At 71.2% G+C, this 15,859-nt stretch carries 18 protein-coding genes, 1 tRNA gene, 1 pseudogene and 1 riboswitch; of the genes and pseudogenes, 7 read left to right on the top strand and 13 right to left on the bottom strand.

The window, feature by feature from the left end; genetic code table 11:
• Positions 1–40: 40 nt before the first annotated feature.
• The 5 genes from ABZ904_RS11425 to ABZ904_RS11405 form a co-directional block, all read right to left on the bottom strand.
• Positions 41–238 carry a hypothetical protein gene (locus ABZ904_RS11425; RefSeq protein ID WP_359391375.1) on the bottom strand — a complete coding sequence of 66 codons (198 nt, stop codon included), beginning with the start codon at positions 236–238 and terminating at the stop codon, positions 41–43.
• An 82-nt stretch (positions 239–320) separates the two neighbouring features.
• On the bottom strand, positions 321–725 hold the full coding sequence (locus ABZ904_RS11420; protein WP_359391377.1) for an SHOCT domain-containing protein: 405 nt from the start codon (positions 723–725) through the stop codon (positions 321–323).
• Positions 726–929: 204 nt separating this feature from the next.
• Entirely contained in the window at positions 930–1,181 is a 252-nt protein-coding gene (locus tag ABZ904_RS11415; RefSeq protein ID WP_361822624.1) for a hypothetical protein, read from the bottom strand.
• A gap of 201 nt (positions 1,182–1,382) precedes the next feature.
• The gene (locus tag ABZ904_RS11410) at positions 1,383–1,805 is read right to left on the bottom strand and encodes a hypothetical protein (RefSeq protein ID WP_361822623.1); all 423 of its coding nucleotides are present in this window, start codon (positions 1,803–1,805) and stop codon (positions 1,383–1,385) included.
• Between the two features lie 176 nt (positions 1,806–1,981).
• Positions 1,982–2,869 (bottom strand): SDR family NAD(P)-dependent oxidoreductase, encoded by an 888-nt coding sequence (locus ABZ904_RS11405; protein ID WP_361822620.1) that lies wholly within the window; start codon positions 2,867–2,869, stop codon positions 1,982–1,984.
• 70 nt (positions 2,870–2,939) lie between these two features.
• On the opposite strand from ABZ904_RS11405, the gene ABZ904_RS11400 reads away from it, so the two are divergent.
• Positions 2,940–3,863, top strand: a complete 924-nt coding sequence (locus tag ABZ904_RS11400; RefSeq protein ID WP_361822617.1) for a LysR family transcriptional regulator — start codon at positions 2,940–2,942, stop codon at positions 3,861–3,863.
• 102 nt (positions 3,864–3,965) lie between these two features.
• Positions 3,966–4,039, top strand: a tRNA-Pro gene (locus ABZ904_RS11395).
• 1,024 nt (positions 4,040–5,063) lie between these two features.
• Here ABZ904_RS11395 and ABZ904_RS11390 read toward each other — a convergent pair.
• Complete coding sequence (locus ABZ904_RS11390) at positions 5,064–5,594, bottom strand: NTPase (protein ID WP_359391388.1); 531 nt, start codon at positions 5,592–5,594, stop codon at positions 5,064–5,066.
• A gap of 103 nt (positions 5,595–5,697) precedes the next feature.
• Between ABZ904_RS11390 and ABZ904_RS11385 the strand changes: the two are divergent.
• Positions 5,698–5,895 (top strand): annotated as a pseudogene (locus tag ABZ904_RS11385) (YbhB/YbcL family Raf kinase inhibitor-like protein); the annotation flags it as partial.
• 212 nt (positions 5,896–6,107) lie between these two features.
• Here the strand turns inward: ABZ904_RS11385 and ABZ904_RS11380 are convergent.
• Positions 6,108–7,112: a helix-turn-helix domain-containing protein gene (locus ABZ904_RS11380; protein ID WP_359391390.1), complete on the bottom strand. Its 1,005-nt coding sequence runs from the start codon at positions 7,110–7,112 to the stop codon at positions 6,108–6,110.
• A gap of 332 nt (positions 7,113–7,444) precedes the next feature.
• On the bottom strand, positions 7,445–8,056 hold the full coding sequence (locus ABZ904_RS11375; protein ID WP_359391392.1) for a helix-turn-helix domain-containing protein: 612 nt from the start codon (positions 8,054–8,056) through the stop codon (positions 7,445–7,447).
• 172 nt (positions 8,057–8,228) lie between these two features.
• Between ABZ904_RS11375 and ABZ904_RS11370 the strand changes: the two genes are divergently transcribed.
• Positions 8,229–8,783, top strand: coding sequence for an ester cyclase (locus ABZ904_RS11370; RefSeq protein WP_361822612.1), 555 nt, complete (start codon positions 8,229–8,231; stop codon positions 8,781–8,783).
• Positions 8,784–8,930: 147 nt separating this feature from the next.
• Here the strand turns inward: ABZ904_RS11370 and ABZ904_RS11365 are convergent, their stop codons facing one another.
• The 4 genes from ABZ904_RS11365 to ABZ904_RS11350 form a co-directional block, all read right to left on the bottom strand.
• The gene (locus ABZ904_RS11365) at positions 8,931–9,467 is read right to left on the bottom strand and encodes an NUDIX hydrolase family protein (RefSeq protein WP_359391396.1); all 537 of its coding nucleotides are present in this window, start codon (positions 9,465–9,467) and stop codon (positions 8,931–8,933) included.
• A gap of 175 nt (positions 9,468–9,642) precedes the next feature.
• Positions 9,643–10,062, bottom strand: coding sequence for a hypothetical protein (locus ABZ904_RS11360; protein ID WP_360998220.1), 420 nt, complete (start codon positions 10,060–10,062; stop codon positions 9,643–9,645).
• A 129-nt stretch (positions 10,063–10,191) separates the two neighbouring features.
• On the bottom strand, positions 10,192–11,361 hold the full coding sequence (locus tag ABZ904_RS11355; RefSeq protein WP_359391400.1) for an MFS transporter: 1,170 nt from the start codon (positions 11,359–11,361) through the stop codon (positions 10,192–10,194).
• Between the two features lie 268 nt (positions 11,362–11,629).
• Positions 11,630–12,118 carry a carboxymuconolactone decarboxylase family protein gene (locus ABZ904_RS11350; protein ID WP_359391401.1) on the bottom strand — a complete coding sequence of 163 codons (489 nt, stop codon included), beginning with the start codon at positions 12,116–12,118 and terminating at the stop codon, positions 11,630–11,632.
• Positions 12,119–12,241: 123 nt separating this feature from the next.
• Between ABZ904_RS11350 and ABZ904_RS11345 the strand changes: the two genes are divergently transcribed.
• The gene (locus ABZ904_RS11345) at positions 12,242–13,231 is read left to right on the top strand and encodes a pirin family protein (protein ID WP_361822608.1); all 990 of its coding nucleotides are present in this window, start codon (positions 12,242–12,244) and stop codon (positions 13,229–13,231) included.
• Positions 13,232–13,253: 22 nt separating this feature from the next.
• Entirely contained in the window at positions 13,254–13,592 is a 339-nt protein-coding gene (locus tag ABZ904_RS11340) for a GNAT family N-acetyltransferase (RefSeq protein ID WP_359391403.1), read from the top strand.
• Positions 13,593–13,807: 215 nt separating this feature from the next.
• Here the strand turns inward: ABZ904_RS11340 and ABZ904_RS11335 are convergent, their stop codons facing one another.
• Positions 13,808–14,323 carry a MarR family transcriptional regulator gene (locus ABZ904_RS11335; protein ID WP_361822605.1) on the bottom strand — a complete coding sequence of 172 codons (516 nt, stop codon included), beginning with the start codon at positions 14,321–14,323 and terminating at the stop codon, positions 13,808–13,810.
• A 427-nt stretch (positions 14,324–14,750) separates the two neighbouring features.
• Between ABZ904_RS11335 and ABZ904_RS11330 the strand changes: the two genes are divergently transcribed.
• The gene (locus ABZ904_RS11330) at positions 14,751–15,632 is read left to right on the top strand and encodes a glutathione S-transferase C-terminal domain-containing protein (RefSeq protein WP_361822602.1); all 882 of its coding nucleotides are present in this window, start codon (positions 14,751–14,753) and stop codon (positions 15,630–15,632) included.
• Positions 15,633–15,719: 87 nt separating this feature from the next.
• Positions 15,720–15,830, top strand: a riboswitch (SAM riboswitch).
• Positions 15,831–15,859: the final 29 nt, after the last annotated feature.

Here is a 15,859-nt window from a genome sequence, read left to right as displayed (position 1 = left end):
CGCGCCCGTCGTGCGCCTGCCCGGTCGCCGGGTGCCCGGATCACTCGGGGAGGCGCCGCATCTCCACCACGTGCAGTCCGAGCGCCTGGCAGCGCGCCAGCAGGCCGTACAGCTGTGCCTCGTCGACGACCTGGCCGAACAGCACGGTCTGGTGGGGCACCACGACGCTCTCCAGTTCCGGGAACGCATTGGTCAGCGTCTCCGACATCTGCCCGTCGACGCGGATCTCGTAGCGCATGAGAACCCCTTGCGATCGTACGGCTCCTCGTGCCCCCGGCAGCCTCCGCGGACGGCACCGCGGGCCGGCCCGGACCGGCCGTTCAGGAGACCAGCACCTTGGCCTTGGCCGCCTCGTACTCCGCGTCGGTGATGTCACCGTGGTCGTGGAGGCCGGCCAGCTGGGCCAGCTCGTCGGCCTTGCTCGTGCCGGCCGCGGGGCCGGAGGCGGCCGCCTCCCGCACGTACGAACGGAACGCCTGCTCCTGGGCCTGCGCCCGTCGCATGGACCGTTCGCCCATGCCCCGGCCCCTGGCGACCAGATAGGCCAGGACGCCCAGGAACGGCAGCACGCACACGAACACCGTCCAGCCCGCCTTGGCCCAGCCGCTGAGGCCGTCGTCGCTGAAGACGTCGTGGATGACCCTGAACAGGAGCATGAACCACAGGACCCACAGGAAGAACCACAGCATGGTCAGGAACGCGTTGAGCAGGGGGTAATTGCTCACGACGACCTCCGGGCGCCGGCCCGTCCGTGCGACGGCGCGGACGGGGGGGTGACTTCTGACGCACCCAACGGTCGGTCCGCCGTGGAGCGCCGGCATCACCCGGTGCGGGTGGCCGTAGGCCTCAGGTGAGGATGGGCACGAGGAGGCCGCCCAGGCTGAGGTGGCTCGTCCGTGCGGGCATCACCTGCGGAGGGTGAGGGCCGATCAGCGGGCGTCCCTGGTCGGGGGTGGCCCTCGCGTCAGTGCGTCGGCCGTGGCCCTGCCGCTTGCGGCCAGCAGCGCGACCAGGGCGAGGACGGCCGGCAGGACGAGCACCAGGAGCACGACCGTCAGCACGGTGGAGTGGTTCCACAGCGCGAAGACCAGCGCGACGACCAGCAGCGCCGCGATCGTGAGCCACCGGCGACCGGCACCAGCACACAGGCGAGCACGGCCAGGACCGCCGAGACCGTGCACCGCGCGATCCGTGCCGCGCCGCGCCCGCGTTCTCGCCGCGGGCCGACCGGGCCTTCGCACTCCTGTGCCGGTTCGGGGGAGCTGGGGTCCTGGACGGCGCTCATGGGGTCTCCCGCTCCTTGGGATCCGTTCCTCCCATTGCGGCCGTACGCCGGGCGGTCGGCACCCCGGGAGCGTCCCTCTGGGCGAACCAGGCCCGGCCTACCGCGGCGTGGTGGCGTCCCTCGGCGCGACGCACAGCGCCCAGATGATGAACCCGTACAGCGCGATCAGCGTGAGCGACCACACGGGGTAGTACGGGATGGACAGGAAGTTGGAGATGATCAGCAGGGACGCGATCACCACCCCGAGGACCCGCGCCCAGGGGGACAGCGCGAACAGGCCGATGCCCACTGCCGCGGCGACCGCCCCCAGCACCAGGTGGACCCAGCCCCAGCCCATGAGGTCGAACTTGAAGACGTAGTTGGGGGTGGTGATGAAGACGTCGTCCCGGGCGATGCCCATGATGCCCCGGAAGATGTCGAGGATGCCGGAGATGAAGAGCATCACGGCGGCGAACAGGGTCAGACCGGTCGCGGCCGCCAGGGTGCCGGGCGAGCGGTCGTGCGACGGGGTGGTGGCCATGAGTGGACCTCCATTCGGTGCCCGGCTGCTGCCTACAGCCGTTCACCAGTGAGCGTGCACCGGACGGGCGCCGTGTTCCTCACCCGGGAAGGGTGACGACGCCGGGCTCGCACACCCGATCGACTAAGCCGGCGGCTCCTTTCGGGTCCCCCTGCCCCGCCGGCGACCCGATCCGGCTACGGGATCAGTAGTCCCTCCGGAAGCCGTGGCGGTGTCCCGTCGTAGCGGCCCAGGACCTGGCCGAACCGGACTAGTTCGCCGTACGTTGCGGGGTTCGTCTCCTCGGTGAGCAGCAGGTCGAGTACGGCGACGGCCGCCTGTCCGGGCGTCTGCGCCCCGCTGAAGTCCGTGAACCACGGCCGGGACAGAGGCGTGTCGATCAGGCCGGGGCAGACCGCGGCGATCAGCCGGTCCGCCGGCAGGTCCACGGCCCGGCGCTCGGCCGCGACCGCCCGCACGGCCGCGACCTGGGCGACCTTCGACGGTACGTTGATCCAGCGCGGCCAGCCCAGTTCCTCGGCCGTACCGGCGTGCAGGGCCGTCCGCCAGGACTCGACGGCCTTCTCGACCTCGTCGAGCGAGGCACCGTCGAACAGGGGCCGCAGCCCGGGGGTGAGATTCCCGAGCGTGCCCAGGGAGCTGGCGACCACCAGCAATCGCCCACCGGGGCGCAGCACCGGCGGGAACGAGCGCAGTACGGCGCGAGCGCCGCCGTTGGCGACATCGATGAAGTCGTCCGCCTGCTCGGACTGGGAACGGTCCGGGGTGAGCATGGCACTGGCGTTGGACACCACGAAGTCCACCCCGCCGAACCGTTCGTCGAGCCCGGTGGCGAGACGGGTGACGGCGCCGGCGTCGGTGACGTCGAGGACCCGGCCCTCGACCCGGCTCCGGGTGGCGGGGTCCGCGGTGATGCGAGCCGTGGCCTCGGCCACCCGCTCGGGGTTGCGTCCGGTCAGCAGGACGAGGTCGTCCGGCCCGAGGCGAGCGGCCAGGCCCGCTACGAGGGCACGGCCGAGGCCCTGGTTGGCGCCGGTGACAAGGGCGATGCGCGGAGAAGTCATGCGTCCACGCTAGGAACGGTCCGACCATGAGTCCAACGAAAGTCCCTCACCTCTGGTATGCGTAAAACTCATGGACTTCACCGATGTCTCCCTCGTCGAACTGCGTGTCTTCCGGGAGGTCGCCGAACGCGGCACGCTCACCGCGGCGGCGACGGCCCTCGGCTACACCCAGTCCGCGGTCTCCCGGCAGATCGCGTCGCTGGAACGAGCCGCCGGCGCCCCGTTGTTGGAGCGTCGCCGGGACGGGGTGCGGCTGACCGCCGCCGGGCATGTCGTCCTGCGGCGGGCGGCGGCCGTGCTCGACGAGATCGACGCCACGGCGCGCGAACTCGCCGGGCTGCCCACCGAGGGAGGCACGGTGCGCCTGGGCTGGTTCGCCAGCGCGGGCGCCGTTCTGCTGCCGCGGGCCGTCGCCGCGCTGCGGCGCACCCACCCGGCCATCACGGTCACCACCCGCGAGGGCACCACGCCCGCCCTGGTACGCGCCTTGCGTGCCGGAACGCTCGACCTGGCGCTGGTGGCCATGGAACCGCCGTACCGTCCGCTCGACACGGAGGCGCCGTCGCTGGCCGTGCGGACGCTGAGCGAACGCAGCCTGCTGCTCGCGGTGCCCGCCACCCATCCCTTCGCCCGGGCCGACTCCGTCGACGTCGCGGACCTGCGCGGCCAGCGGTGGATCGCTGCACCCTCGTCCGGAAAGGAGAGACTGCTGGGGGTGTGGCCGGGACTGGACGAGCGGCCCGAGATCGCGCACACGGCGCGGGACTGGCTGGCGAAACTGCACCTGGTCGCGGCGGGTTGCGGGGTGACCACGGTGCCGGCCGCGCTCGCCGCCGCGGCACCGCCGGGCGTACGGATCGTGTCCGTGCGCGGTGGTCCGCAGGAGTTGCGCCGCCTGGTCGTGGCCCATCTCCCGCACCCGCTGCCGGAACCGGCGGCCCGTCTGGTGGAGGCCTTGCGCGCGGCGTCGGCGGACACGGCCGGCCCGCCGTAGTCCCGCCACCGCCACCACCGCGCGGTCGCCCGTGTGAGACCCCCTCAGGCTCGTACGGTAGGGTTGGCCTGCGCGATCACGCGGAACACCGCGGAGTCGCACCGGGACGTGGCGCAGCTTGGTAGCGCACTTGACTGGGGGTCAAGGGGTCGCAGGTTCAAATCCTGTCGTCCCGACAGTGATGTTCTGCGGGTCGGGGCCCTCTTCGGAGGGCCCCTGGTGCGTCAGTGCGAGCAGTCTGGGACCTCTCTATCGCTCCCCGTGCTCGCACTGTTCCCCGTCGCCAGCGTCAACTGACGTTGACTGGGCATCGCGCGATCCGGTCGAGATGGTTGCGCTCCCGGAGCGGGTGACCTGCTGCTCCCTCCTTTTACTGGTCAAGAGGTCGGCTTGCTCCCGGTCCTTCAGCGGGGGTCGTGCGGAGGGTCGACCCCATGTCTGATTTCGTCGTCCGCAGGGCGCGCACTTCACGTGGCTGCCTACACGTCATCAACCGCATCCACCCGCACGAGGCCCCGGCCGGCCACGCGCGCTCGAGGTCTACCGCGACCAGCTCCTGCATCCCCAATTTTCAAACCCAGATCACTGAGCCAAAAGCTCGACGCGAGACACATGGCACGGCCTCCAGCCCGTGCTGCATCGCGGCCTCGGACAGCTGGACGCTGGTGTTGGTCCGCTGCGCAGATGTGAGGAACTCCGGCGCCTGTGCGATCCGGTTCATCGCTGGGTTCCACATCCGTGCCGGCGGCGCGGCAGCCCATGTGCGAAGTGATGCAAAGTCGGCTGTACGCGGGCCGAGTCGGGGGCCGAGGTGGTGCTGCGGGGCGGGGCCGGGTGGTCCTCGGCGACCCAGACGCGGTGGGGGTCAGTGTCCTGGCCGCCGTGCCAGGCGAACGGCCTGTCGCTCGCCTGGGCGACGATCTCGGCGGATTTCAGAACGGACCTTCCGTATCCGGCGTGGGATGCGATCTCCGCCGCGAGATGTACGGCCGTTCCGTGAGCCCGAGTAGGAGCGCCAGGGAGTGTTGGCCTCCTCCTCCCACGTCGTCGCCCAGAAGAGGTCGAACGGAAGCGAGGTCAAGGCCGGCCCATGCTCGGGGCTGAGCCACACGCGCAGCGGCTTGGGTGTGGGGCCCCAAAAGCCCGCATATGCGCTGACCTGCGTGTTCGCCTGCTATTGTTGATCTTCGTCCGAGCCTGTCACCGGTTCTCCAGCCGGGCCGCCAGTTCGCCGGGGAGAGCGTCCCGGTTCGCACAGGTGACGGCGATGAGTTCGACGCCGGGACGCCGTTTCAGGGCGTCGGTGAACGGGTCGCTGTGCGTGTGAACGGTCGCGACGACATCAGTGTCGGCCTCGAAAACGGACCGGACAACCTCCCTGAACGAGGCGGAGGCCAACTCCATCCGCCCGAGCTCGTCGATGAGCACGAGCTGTCCAGGCGCCGGATCCGCCGAAGCGGACGTCAGCGCCGGCAGCGCCTCCTGGTCCATCACGTCCAGGTTGACGCCGTATCTTCCCACCCTCGGCGGTCCCGGGAAGTCGACATGGGCGAGCACGGCGCGATGTCCCGCCGCCGTCTGTAGAGCGAAACCGACCCGGGCGCCGTGCTGCCGGATCTCCTCCGTGGTGAAGCCGATGATGGCGCGGCTGGGCAGAAGCACGGCCAGCCGGCGGACGGCGGTCGTCTTACCCACACCGGGGCGTCCCTCCAGCAGGATCCTCGTCGGCATTTCGTATTCCCTCTCGGGTCGGCGTGCTTCCATGAGGGTTCCAGCGGGAAGGGCCTCGCAGCCCCAACTGGGCTGATCGGGTCTCTTGTGCGCCCGCCTGGTGATGTTCATACGGTTCACAGGGGAGGGGGACGACATCTCGTCTCCCTTGACCTGGTCGACGGCACCGGAGGGCACAGCGGAGCTGGTCCTGGTCGGCGAAGACCCAGACGCACCGGGAGGGACGTTCCTCCACTGGCTGGTCACCAGCATCGCGCCGGACAGTTCCAGTGTCGGCGAGGGCGAGGTGCCTGCGGGCGGCCACGCGTGGCCCAACGACTTCGGACGAGTGGGCTGGGGTGGTTCCATCCGCCCGGGCACGGCCCACGCCGCTGACGGACGGACCGGCACGCCGCCCGGCCCGGACGGCGGCGCTGCGCACCAGCCGGCACCGATCGGAACCCCTGTCGTCCGACGGAGCGAAGGGCCTTCACGGGCAGGGGCCGGTGGGGGCCCTTCGTGTGCGGGGTGCCGTCACAGCCAGCCCCGGCGGGCCGCGTGCCAGGCGAGTTGCATGCGGGTGGCCGCACCCGCGAGTTCCATCATGTGCTGGATACGGCGCTGCACGGTGCGCCGGCTCAGTCCCATCTGCGTCGCGATCGCCTTGTCCGCCACACCGGCGACCAGCAGGGCGAGCAGTCGCAGGTCGGTGGCGGTCAGCGGGTCGGGACCGGTCACCCCGTCGGTGCCGGAGACCGACCCGCTGTCGTCGACGCCCAGCGGGACGGCGTCCTCCCAGTAGCGTTCGAAAAGAGCGATCAAGGCGGCGAGCAGATTGCTGTCCCGGACCAGGGCCGCGGTGGGCTCCTCGGCGCTGCCGCGCGGCCCGCCCGGTACGAGCGGGCAGACGGCGATGGAGCGGTCCGCGATCGCCAGGCGCAAAGGCAGATGCGGTACCGCGCGAGCGGTCTCTCCGGCGCGCACGCCCGCCACCACGTTGTCGACGGCCCCCTCGTCGTCGAAGAAGGCCTTTTCGTACACGACGCGGTAGCGCACCCCACGGGCCAGGGCGTCGAACTCCGCGGTGTTGCTGCCCGAGGGCATCGCCACATACTGGGCCTTGCAGAACCAGAGCATCTCGTCGTGGGCGCTCGCCTGGATCTGGCGCAGATGCTGGCGCAGCGCCTCCGCGCCGGTGATGACCTCGATCAGCTCGCCGGCGTCCTGCCTGCGCATGGTGTCCCGGTAGGACTCGAGCAGACTGGTGGCCTCGGCCCGGGCGAGGTCCAGCGCATCGGCGCTGCGCTTCAGCCTCGGCAGGAGCGCCACGTCGGGGGGAGTGGCCCGGAAGAACCGCGGCCTGCCGTCCGTGTGGCTCGCCATCCCCTTGGAGGCCAGCGTGTGCAGGACATGAGCGGCCTCTGCCTCGTTCAGTCCCGTCCTGTGGGCGACATCGGTGGCGGAGGCCCGCCCTGACGTCACGAGGAGTCGGTACACCGACTCCTCGACATCCGAGACCCCAGCGGCCTCCAGCGCCACGGCGCCCTCCCCGAGACCGGCAGCTTATCGGTTGAGCACCGTACTACACGGAATGGCAAATCGGTGGGTGAGGGTCCGGTTGCCGCCCTCTCGCCCACCGCTGACCGCCTCAGATAGGGCCGGCCTTTTTGCAGGTGGGCGCGCTGTGCCGGCTGCCGGACGGCGTTGCCCGAGGGTCCCGCGCCGGGATGCGCAGCGTCACATTCGCGATGCCGTGCATCCGGGACGGCCTGCTGACGACCGCGCTGAATCAGCGGTGTGGGAAGGGCCCCGACCGCCGGCGCACAGGGCGGCAGGAGACTCCGCGTTCCGCGCCGGAGGCATGCCGCCCCTCAGCACAGTGTGGCGACCGCCGTGCGGTGGAGGAGGTCCTGGGCTCGGTCCCACGACAAGCCGTTCTCGACCACGAGAGTGCGCCAGCCCGACGGGCCGAACCAGAACCACAGCAGGTCCGCCGTCTCCTCGACCGAGTACGGGGGACGCGGTTCGAGCGTGTGCAGATGGCGGGCGGCGGCGCTCAGTACCGCGCGATAGACCGCGGTGTAGCGGTCCCAGAGCGCCTCTCCGTTCTCGTGGACCGGCAGGGCCTTGCGGATCGACTCGTGCACCGTGAACTGGCTCTCGTTGCCGAAGCGCGTGCCACGGGCGAGCCGTTCGAGGACCGCCTGGGGCGTGCGCAGCGCGAGCAGGTCCGCCAGGGACTGCTCGTAGCCGGAGTCGCGCTCGCCCTGTTCGACGATCCGGTCCAGGATGTCGCCCTTGCTGCCGACGCTGGCGAAGACGGTCTTCGTCGCGACGCCGGCCGTCGAGGCGATGTCCGCGACGGTCACCCGGCCATACCCGCGCTCGGCGAACAGCTCCGTGGCCCGCTCGAGGATCAGGGCACGGGTCCGCGCGGCGGCCTGCTCGCGCAGCGGGGAGACATAGCGGCGAGGAGAGGACATGCCGTCATCCTAGTGAAAGTGACCATATGATTGCACTATTCATTAGGCGCCTTATAACCTCAATCTGGGAAGCGGGCGGTGGAGCAGGGGGGATGTCCCGTGCTGCCCCGTCCGTCCCCGCGACCGAGGCGCACGCCTCGCACGACCGCTGAAAGGCATGGAAGCAATGGGTATGGATGTCGCGGAACTGGCCGACGGGCTCTTCCGGGTCCTTGCGACCGGAGATCCGGCACTGACACTGGATGTGGTGCACAAGGACTTCTGTAACCGCGAAGCGGCCGTGGCACCTCCGGCCTGCGCGCTCCCCGGACCCGCGGGCACCCTCGCCTCGGGTGCGTGGATGCGGTACGCCTTCAGCGACCTGCGCTTCCCCGTCCTGGGCGTCGCCCGCAACGACGACCAGGTCTGGGTACGGCTGCGCATGCAGGGCCGTCACACCGGCGCGTTCGTCCGGTTCCGCGACGGCGCGCTCGACCAGGCCGTGCCGCCCACCGGCCGTGAGATCGACTACGAGCAGATCCATGTCCTAGACGTGCGCGACGGCAAGGTCGTCGGACACGAGGCGGTGCGCGACGACATCACCATGCTCGGTCAGCTCGGTGTCTTCCCTCCGGCTCCGCCCACCGCGTTGCGCATGCTCGCCTGGCGGGTGACCGGACGCGCCGCCCGGGCGGCCGCCCAGGTCACGGCGGAGGCGGCCGAGGCGGCCGCGTCGCTGAAGGGGTGAGGGGGCGCGCCACGCCACACCGGGAGCCCAAGCAGCCGCTGCCCGTACAAGGGCGTGGGCGCCTCCTGGTCGTTCGGCGGGATGCTGTCGTCGGGACCGCCGGCCCGGGGTCTCAGTCCCGGCGGACCGGGCCGGCGGACCCGCCGTTCAGGCCAGGTAGCCGACGTGGGCCAGCGCCTGCTTGAGCAGGACGCCCTGCCCGCCCGGCATGTCGTTCTGCACCAGGGCCGAGGCGGCTTCCTGCGGGCTGAACCACACGAGGTCGAGCGCGTCCTGGCGGGGGCGGCAGTCGCCGGCGACCGGCACGATGTAGGCGAGGGCCACCGCGTGCTGGCGGGGGTCGTGGAACGGTGTGATCCCTTGGGTCGGGAAGTACTCGGCGACGGTGAAGGGCTGCAGGGACGGAGGGACGCGGGGGAGCGCCACGGGCCCCAGATCCTTCTCCAGATGACGCAGCAGGGCGTCGCGGACCCGCTCGTGATGCAGGACCCGCCCGGAGACGAGCGTGCGGCTGACGGTCCCGTCCGGACCGATCCGCAGCAGCAGTCCGATGCTGGTGACTTCACCGCTGTCGTCGACGCGCACAGGCACGGCTTCCACGTACAGGATGGGCATACGCGCACGCGCGAGCTCGAGTTCGTCGGGACTCAGCCAGCCGGGCGTGGTTTCGGTCGTGTCGGGCATTGCCCGATCGTACGGTCCACACCTCGTGTTGTCCGCGTGTCTGTCCAGGTCAGCCGCAAGTCACACGGACGGGAGCCGATCCGTCCCCCGACGCGGTGATGGCGCCCGTCCACATGCGGTCTCCGGGCCGGGTCTGCCGCCGCTCCGCTGGGGGCGAAGCCGGCCGGTACGCACCTCACGCCCCGTCGCCCGGGCCCGGGCCTGGCAGAGCTTCCCGCAAACGGCGCAGGTCGTCCGCCGGGCGGCCCAGACCGTTGAGGCCGAGCCGCGCGGCCTCCGTCCGGGCGTCCGGGTGCGTGGTGAAGGCGAGATCCAGTGCCTCGCGCACCATCCACTGCTGATAGGCGAGCAAGCGGACCGCGTGGAGCTTGGCGTCGAGGAGGTCGGGGTCCGTCACCGGCAGCCGCCGCAGGCGCCCGAGCAGCCGCTGCAGGGTGACGCTCTGCCGGCCGCAGTCCCGGGCGACCTGGGCGGACACGGGTCCCGGTTCACCGCAGGCAGCCACCGCGCTGTCCGTCGCGACCTGGGTCGCGAGCGCCTCGTCGAGAAGGCCGGTCAGCGCCTCCAACTGGGCGGCGCGCGGGATGGGCTCCACATCCCAGACGTACCCCGCCGGACCGCGAGACGATCCCGCCGGCTTCCGCGGCCGGGGAGCGAACAGTGCGCTGACGGATCCGACCGAGTGCACCATGCTCACCGTATGTCACATTTCTGTAACCAGGCGTTACGAGCTCGCAGCCTTGCTCGCGGCCCGGCGCTCGGTGGTCCAGTACAGCAGGGCGAGGACCGGCAGGGCTGCGCCGAGGAGGCTGACCGCGCCCCAGCCGTCGGCCCGGTAGGCGATCGAGCCGAGCTGGGATCCGACTGCGCCGCCGATGAAGAAGGTGGCGATGAAAGCGGAGTTGAGGCGGGCCCGGGCGTGGGGGTCGAGCTGGTAGATCGTGTGCTGGCCGACGATGAGAGTGGTCTGGACGGCCATGTCGAGGAGGACGGCGGCCAGGGCGATCAGCACGATGCTGTGCCCGTAGAGGCCCGCGACGACGAGGGCCGGCGCGGCGACGGCGAACGCGATGCCGGTCGCGGGCCGTGCGTGCCCGCGGTCGGCCCAGCGTCCGGCGAGCGGGGCGACGGCCGCACCGGCGGCTCCGACGAGGGCGAACACGCCGACGCCGATGGCCGAGTAGTGGAAGCGCGGGCCGGTGAGGAGGTAGGAGACGGTGGTCCAGAAGGCGCTGAACGCCCCGAACATCGCCGCCTGGTAGAGGCCGCGGCGCAGCAGTGCCGGGTGGGTGCGCAGCAGTGCGAGGGTGGAGCGCAGCACCTGGGTGTAGGGCACGGTCGTGGTGGGTTCGTGCTGTGGCAGTGCCACGCGCAGCGTCACGGCCAGGACGGCCATGAGCACGGCCGAGCCGAGGTAGACCACGCGCCAGCCGGCGAGCTCGGAGACCAGGCTGCTGACCGCCCGCGACAGCAGGATGCCGGTCAGCAGGCCGCTCATCACCCGGCCCACGATCCGCCCGCGCGCGTGGTCGGGGGCGAGGCTCGCGGCGAAGGGGACCAGGATCTGGGCGACCACCGAGGTGGTGCCGCTGATCAGGGAGGCGGCCAGCAGCATGGGGAACCCGGTTGCCAGGCCCGCCGCCACCAGTGCGACGGTGGTGACGGTCAGCAGGGTGGTGATCAGGGAGCGCTTCTCCAGCCGGTCGCCGAGCGGGACCAGGAAGAGCATGCCGATCACGTAGCCGACCTGGGTGAGCGTGATCAACAGGCCCGCGGTGGCCTCGCTCAGGTGGAAGACGTCCCGCAGCGAGGGGAGCAGGGGCTGCGCGTAGTACAGGTTGGCGACCGTCATACCGCAGGCGGCGGCCAGCAGTGCGATCAGCCGGCCCGGCACACCGTGAGCCGGTGTCGTGCTTGTGGTGCGCCTGTGTGACGTTCGGACATCCATGGGCTGGGACACGGGCCCCTCTTCGCAGAAGGAGCCGGGAGGGCTCGGCGTGCGGTGCGGTGACAGAGCAGCGTCCTCGGTGCTCACAGACGGCATAAGCGTCGCAGTACCCCGCTCGCTTCCCTGTTCACGGCGATGGTTCTTGATAACGGTCATCTCTTCAGGAGATGAGCGCATCCAGCACGCCCCGTGCCTCCGTGCCGGGCCCGATGCGTCACTGTGGGACGTGGGCCCGCACCGGGTGCTTGCTCATGATCGAGACCCGGTTGAAGGCGTTGATCGTGATCGCCACCCAGATCACCGCGGAGATCTGGTCGTCGGTGAGCACCTCGCGGGCCGCGTCGTAGGCGGACTCCTGGGCCGCGGCGTCCGACGCCTCGGTGACCGACTCCGCCAGCGCGAGCGCCGCGCGTTCCTCGGGCGTGAACAGTTCGGTGTCCCGCCAGGCCGCCAGCACGCCGAGCCGCTGCGTGGTCTCGCCCGCGCGCAGGGCTGCCCTGGTGTGGATGTCGAGGCAGTAGGCGCAGCCGTTGAGCTGCGAGACCCGGAGGTTGATCAGCTCCACGAGGATACGCTCGAGCCCTGCTTCGGAGGCGACGGAGCGCACGGCCTCGGACGTCTCGAGCAGGGCGTGGTAGGCCTTCGGGCTCTGCTTGTCGATGAAGATCCGCCGGCCCGCGGACTCTGTCGTACGGCTGCTCAACTGGGACTCCTTCGGGTTCGCCGCTCGGGGCTCCGTGCTCGGCTGCGCCGGCGGGATCATCGTTCTATGATCCTTGTATAATTGTTGAATATAAAACCATCCAGGGACGGAGGGCGCTGATTCATGAGCAACGTCGAGGCGGAGTCCGCCGAAGTGCGCTGCGGAGCGGCGGTGGACGACCGACGGGAGGCGAAAGTGCCGGAGATAGAGGTGCTCACCCCGCGCGAGGTGCCGCTGGGCGGCCCACGGGCGATGCCGGTGCGGCGCACGCTGCCCCAGCGGGCCCGGACCCTGATCGGAGCCTGGTGCTTCGCGGACCACTACGGCCCCGACGACGTCGCGAAGACCGGTGGCATGGACGTCGCCCCGCACCCGCACACCGGGCTGCAGACGGTGAGCTGGCTGTTCAGCGGGGAGATCGAGCACCGTGACAGCCTGGGCAGTCACGCCTTCGTGCGGCCCGGTGAGCTGAACCTGATGACGGGCGGGTACGGCATCAGCCACTCGGAGGTGTCGACACCGGGAACCACCGTCCTGCACGGTGTGCAGCTGTGGGTGGCACTCCCCGGGGAACACCGGCACACCGCACGGGACTTCCAGCACCACGTACCCGAGCCACTCCGGATCGACGGCGCCGAACTCCGGGTCTTCCTCGGCTCCCTGGCCGGGCAGGCCTCCCCGGTGCGGACCTTCACACCGCTGCTCGGCGCCGAGATCGTCCTCGATGCGGGTGCGGCGATCACGCTCGCCGTGGACCCGGACTTCGAGCATGGTCTCCTTGTCGACCACGGCGAGGTCCGCATGGCCGGCACCCTGCTGCACCCGGCGGAGTTGGGGTACGCCGCACCGGGCACCGAGCCCTTGACACTGGTCAACGAGTCCGCGGACACGGCCCGGACGGTTCTGCTCGGCGGCACCCCCTTCGAGGAAGAGATCGTCATGTGGTGGAATTTCATCGGCCGCAGCCATGACGACATCGTGCGGGCCCGCGAGGAGTGGCAGAACGCCTCCGACCGCTTCGGCGCGGTCGAGGGGTACCCGGGAGATCGCCTTCCCGCCCCCGCCCTGCCGAACGCCGTCATCACGCCGCGCAAGAACCCAGCGCGCCGCTGACCTCCAGACGAAAGGCATCCCGATGAGCCAGCCGTCCGCCGCTCCCACCGTCGAGCGGGTAGACGCCAAGCAGCGTTACGAGATCCTGGTCGACGGCCGGCGCGCCGGTCTGACCGCCTACCGCGACCGCGGCGACCAGCGCGTCTTCTACCACACGGTGGTCGACGACGCCTTCGCCGGACAGGGCCTGGCCTCGCAGCTGGTCCAGCAGGCGCTGACCGACGTACGGGAGTCCGGGAAGCGGATCGTGCCGGTCTGCCCCTACGTCGCCAAGTTCCTCAAGAAGCACGAGGAGTTCGCCGACATCACCGACCCCGCCACCCCCGACGTCCTGGAGTGGCTGGACGGAGAACTGGGCTGAGGCCCGGGCGGTTACGGCGGCCTCCCACCGCCACAGGAGGGCGGTCCGGCCCGGCCGGGCCGCCCGGAGTCCGCGGTGCCAGGGCCTAGCGGACTCCGCCGCGCGTGGGGGAGCCCGTACCGGCGGCCGTCACGGGTGGGCAACCCGCGGGCAACCCGTACCGCTGGTTGTCGGAGGTGGAGGGCGACGCGGCGTGACGCGCCCTTGTGCGGCCGTCAGACGGCCGTGTCGGACCCGGCGACGGAGGCGTCGGCCACCTCGGGCAGCAGGCCGCGCAGCGACTCGCACTGCCGGTCGTCGATCATCCCGTGCACGGCCTCGGTGACGGTCTCGGCCAGCGCCGGAGAGACCTCCCGCAGCAGCCGCCGTCCCTTGTCCGTGAGGGCGACCTCGATGCCCCGCTTGTCGCCGCACACCGAACGCCGGGTCACCAGGTCCGCGTGCTGCAGACAGGCGATCTGGTAGGTCAGACGGGTCTTGGGGCGGCCCAGCGACTCGGCGATCCGCGACATGCGCAGAGCGGCGCCGGGCTGCTCGGCGAGCAGGCACAGCACCAGGAACTCGTCGTGCGAGACCCCGAGCGACTCCTTGACCTGGGAACGCAGCCGCTGCTCGATCGCCCCGGCAGCGGCCAGCAACTGCATCCAGGCGCGCAGTTCGGCCGGCAGCAGCGTGTCCTCGGCCGACCCTTCGCATGCGGGCTGGTCGGCGGGGGCGGGGGAGTCGGCCATGGTCCCCGAGTCTACCGGCCGTCCAGATATGGACACGGGCCCGACAGATGGGGAAATGGGCCGGACCGACCGGGGACGAACCACCGCGTTCCGATGCGACGGGCCCCCTCGCTCTCACATTGCGGACGGCCCCCTTGACGCAGACCGGAGCCCGCTCGACACTCCAGTGGGATTTCCTAGTCAATAGGTAGGGAAACATGGGACGCCTGGAGCCGGTCATCGGCCGTGTGCACCGCACACGTCGGCAGTCCCTTCTTCTGACCTCCCGCCGTCACATCGATCTGCTGCGGGTCTGCAGCGCGGCCGGCGCCTCGAGCTGAACCGGCCGTGCCGGAACCCCGCGCCCCGCCGTGCGGGCCGGGGAGCGTCACCTGCCCGCCGGGCCGCCACCCTCCGCATCTTCGCGTACCAGTACCCGGGGAGAGACATGTCCGCCCATGCCCTGACCGCACTCCCGCCGTCGTCCGTCCCGGCCTTCCGGGGCCGCATCGGCCGCGACGCACGCAGCGGTCACTACGCGGTACCCCGCCGCTACCGCCTCCACCTGTCGCTTCCCTGTCCGCACTGTCTGCGGACAGCCGTCACCCACAGCCTCCTCGGTCTCGACGAGGTCTGCCCCGTGACCCTCCTGCCCGCGGTGCCCGACGGCCCCGGCGGCGAGCACTCCGCGCTGCGCCCGCTGTACGAGGCGAGTGCCCACCACTACCCCGGGGCGGCCGTCGCGCCCGTGCTCAGCGACGACTGGTCGGGCCGGATCGTCAGCACGCACGCCCCGGACATCATGCGCGACCTGGCCCGGCACTTCGGCGCCGGCTGCGATGTGCTGTACCCGCAGGGCGCCGACGCGGAGCTCGAGGGTGTGCGCCGCCTGTGCGCGCAGGGTCTCGAGGCGGCCGCACAGCGCGCCGGTCGGGCCGACGCCGGCGCGGAGGAGCGGGCCGACGCGCTCACCTCGCTGCTGTGCACCCTGCGGGCGCTGGAGGGCCGGCTGGAGCGTCAGGAGTATGTGCTGGGCAACCAACTCACCGCCGCCGACGTGGAGTTGTGGGTGAGCCTGGTGCAACTGGACACCGTGCACCGCTGGCACCTGGACGCAGACGCGGTGCACCGCATCGCCGGCCACCCGCATCTGTGGGCCTACGCCCGCCGGCTGGCCGCCCGTCCGGCCTTCGGCCCGCACCTCGACCTCGACGGCATCGCCCGCCGGCACCACGCGCGCTGCCGTGGTCTCGAGGCCGCGGGGGCGGCGGTGCAGATCCTCGACTGGGCCGCGCACGTGCCCGACAGCGCGCCGGTACGGGCCAGTTGACGGGGTGTCCGTCCGTAGGCCGATGTATCACCTGATGGACGCACATTGACATCGGTTCCGGGGCCTGACTTACTTACGGCTCAGAACGGTCATGAGCGTCAGCGACAAGCCCTGGCTTGCTGACCGGCAACCCTCGCGCCGCGGTGGGGTGCCCCAGGTGACGACCGGACCGGGATGACGTTTCGGTAAGCGCGAGGCCCAAGGGGCCAGGACAGCGACAGGTGGCG

The organism is Streptomyces sp. NPDC046900 (genome assembly GCF_040644975.1).
In the GTDB taxonomy this organism is placed as follows: domain Bacteria; phylum Actinomycetota; class Actinomycetes; order Streptomycetales; family Streptomycetaceae; genus Streptomyces.
Note: the sequence above shows the minus strand (reverse complement) of the source record. Positions and strands in the feature narration are given on the sequence as shown.